The sequence below is a fragment of the Sphingomonas sp. PP-CC-3A-396 genome, assembly GCF_004343105.1.
Lineage (GTDB): Bacteria > Pseudomonadota > Alphaproteobacteria > Sphingomonadales > Sphingomonadaceae > Sphingomonas.
In genome coordinates, this window is record NZ_SLYF01000029.1 from 1 (window position 1) to 3,191 (window position 3,191).

Sequence of the window (3,191 nt, forward strand, 5' to 3'; positions counted from 1 at the left end):
CGACAGCATGCTAATGGCGACGCCGACGATCGAGATCTCGACGAAGGTCGTAAAGTTGGCTGCGGGAGCCGCGGTGCCGCCCCCGACGCCAACGCTGACCCTCACCGGCCCGCTCGGTTTCACCGCAGGCGCTGCGTCCGGCACGCTGGTGGCGAATATCGGCAACGTGCCCACCGGCGTCACTCCGACGCTCACCCCCAACGACGGACGCCTCGCAATCGCAGGCGATGCCACGAACGGTTGGAAAGTGGTCGTTGGCCTGTCTGCATCGGCGGCGGGGACGATCAACCTGACCGTTTCGGCGACAGGTGCGACCGCTACCGGTGCGGGGGTCGCTGTGGCGGCGGCAATCTACATCACGATTCCGAACTACGCGACGATAGCCGTAGGCGGCGACAGCTTCGGCACAGGCGTCGGCGCATCGCCCGCGACTACGAATGGCTGGGCCTATCTGCTCGCGGCGGCGCTCGGAGCGGCCCTAACCAACTCGTCTGTTCCGGGCTCGGTCCTGCAACGAAGCGCCGACGCAGGCGGGAGCGCGAGGCCAAGCAACCTCCGCGACAATTATGGGACGTATCTGCTCGGCACCAACAAGAAACTCGCCGCTTTCATCGCGCTCGGATACAACGACGCTCGATACGTTGGTGCAAGTGGTACTTTCAACGTAGCGCAGTATATCAGCGACTATCGTGAGATCATCAACGGCCTAATCCTCGGCGGCTATGCGCGCGCTGAAATTTATATCATATCGCCGTGGTATATCACTGATCTCGGACTCACGACTGGCTCCACGGGCTTTGCCGGCCAAAGTCGTGCGGGATTCGAAGCATTCGTGCCGGCTGCTGCATCGGTAGCGGCCGAGTTCGGGGTCAACTATACTGACGCATACAATCCGCTGAACATCCCGGCTTATATCGCGGACGTGGACGGCAACGATCGTGTGCATCCGAGGAACTTCGGCCATAATCTCATTTTCACGACAGTCCGCGACAAGACGATTGAGGCCAATAAGCGCGCGGCGCCGGCCGTTACTGTATCGGCATCGGGCCAGACCGTCACTGTCGTTGCTTCGGCAGTATCGGGTGCCGCTTCATACGAATACGTATTGGTCGCAAACCCGATCAACACGGCGGGCAATACATCGGGTACGTTCACCAATGTCGCAGCGGGCACATATTATGCGAAGGCTCGCGCCGTCTTTGGTGATGGCGTGCCGGGGCCTTGGAGCTTCACAGCGGCATCGGTAACTGTCGCAGCCGCAGGTAACACCCTCAATACCCTGACGCTATCGGGCGCGCCCAAGAACGGTGCGGCCTCGACGGGGACCATCAACGGTGCCACGGCAGGGTCGTCCATCGTCAGCAACGTCAGCGGTCTGACGGTAGATAGCGCTGCCCGAACTTACGCCTTCGACGGCACGACTGCTGCTGCGACGATCACGAACGGGCTGGTGGAAACACTTGCTGGTGCGAATGGATCGCCAAAGTCGAGCCCTGTCACTGTCGCGCCCGCAGGTAGCACCAATTTCGTCCAAGCCACCTTCACCGGCACCGATGGTACGCTGCTAACCGCTTATACCCCGGAGGCAGGAACGTCGTTTGTAGCGGCTCCTACGACGACCACGCGGTCTGTGCCCCAGCTGGCGGCTGGTCGGATTTGGAACCCGGCCACCGGCACCTCTGTCGCATCTGTTTATCGGGCTACCGCCGCTGCGCCGAGCCCCGACCACTACGCAGAAATCGTGATCGACTTCTTGAGCGCGATCTCGACGGAAACGATTGGCGTCGGTATCCGTATGGACCCTACCGTAGAGAACTACGTTTGGGGGCGTTACAATACGACGGCGAACGGCTTCCAGTTGTTCGAGACTACGACCGTGAACGGAACGACTACAAGCAAGCAGCTTGGCGCCTATGCAGATACCTTCACTTCCGGCAGTCGGACGCTTCGCGTTACTGGATTGAGCGACAAGGCATCTTTGAGCGTCGATGGCGTCGAGCGGGTTGCTCCAACCACTACCGCCGTCCTGGCGGGCGTCTACGTCGGTATTCGCAGCACCGAGCCGGCCATCACAAACTCGGCAACTGTTGGGCGCCAGATCACCAGCCTCACGGGGTCTGCGGCATGACGATCTCGATTTACAGCGGCCCCGTAGAGGGCGCGACGCTCACCTTCCTGCGCAAGTGGGAGACTTGGGCAGGTCGTAAGGCTGGTAAAGTGACAGTCAACGGCTCCACGCAAAACGAGTGGAAGGAGATGGTCTCGTCGATCGGCTGGCTGGTCGCGATGTATCTGAAGAACCTGGACGTGCAGCCGATCGTCGGTGTGCCGATGTTGCCGAAGGGCGCAAGCCACAGCATCAAGGGGTACATCGAGCACTGGGGCGATACTCAGGCGCGGTACTACCCGTTCCATCAGATCCTCACCGAGGTCGTAAAGCTGGCTAACCCGGCCGTCCGCCTTGGGTGGGAGTTCAACGGCGACTGGCAACCGTGGTTTGCTAAGGACCCGGCACTGTTCGTGGAGCTCTGGAGGCTGATCGTCGACCACGCGCGTAAGAACATCAAAGGTGGCGACCGCATTAAGTGGCAATGGTGCCCCACGATCACCGCTTGGAACAGGATCGACGTAGCGGCCTGCTATCCTGGCGATGACTATGTCGATGTGATCGGGTGCGATCTGTACGACATGGAAGAGCCGACGCCGGGTGCTGATGCAGCCGCTCGTTGGGCATTGGCACGCGACTGCAAGTTCGGTCTCGGGTGGCTGGCACAGTTCGCACGGGAGCACGCTAAGGCACTGCGGATATCGGAATGCGGAGCGGGCAAGTTCGGCGACAACCCGTATTTTGTCGAGCAGGTTGCCACCTTCGCGAAGGCCAGCGGCTGCGACGTATATTGGTGGGAGAGCGATGCGGACTATCCCGGCGCGCTGATGACCGGAAAGCGGCCGAAGCAGACGGCGTCGTTTCGAAAGATGCTGGCATGACGCACCCGCCTATCCGAGGGCTGTCGATCGGCCTGCCGCTTTCCGCGCTGCTGTGGGCAGTAATCGCCGAGGCGTTGATAACGTAGCAGGTATCGCGGCGTCACTCACCAAGGCAGAGATGACGCCGCGACGGCCTATTTCATGCGCTACGTATATCGCAGTGTGGTTTATTTCGTTTGGGTGGGTGTGACCCCCTCGTCTCC

2 protein-coding genes are annotated in these 3,191 nt (G+C 61.1%); both read left to right on the top strand.

All coding sequences use genetic code 11. The annotated features are described in order from the left end of the window. The first annotated feature begins 13 nt into the window (after positions 1–13). Complete coding sequence (locus C8J40_RS20070; RefSeq protein ID WP_132898540.1) at positions 14–2,128, top strand: hypothetical protein; 2,115 nt, start codon at positions 14–16, stop codon at positions 2,126–2,128. Further along, on the top strand, positions 2,125–2,988 hold the full coding sequence (locus tag C8J40_RS20075) for a glycosyl hydrolase (RefSeq protein WP_132898541.1): 864 nt from the start codon (positions 2,125–2,127) through the stop codon (positions 2,986–2,988). The genes C8J40_RS20070 and C8J40_RS20075 overlap by 4 nt, the downstream gene beginning before the upstream one ends. The last annotated feature ends 203 nt before the right edge of the window (positions 2,989–3,191 follow it).

Excerpts from the sequence above, each read along its gene's own strand:
- C8J40_RS20070 (WP_132898540.1), top strand. The coding sequence starts at position 14 with ATGGCGACGCCGACGATCGAGATCTCGACGAAGGTCGTAAAGTTGGCT.
- C8J40_RS20075 (WP_132898541.1), top strand. The coding sequence starts at position 2,125 with ATGACGATCTCGATTTACAGCGGCCCCGTAGAGGGCGCGACGCTCACC.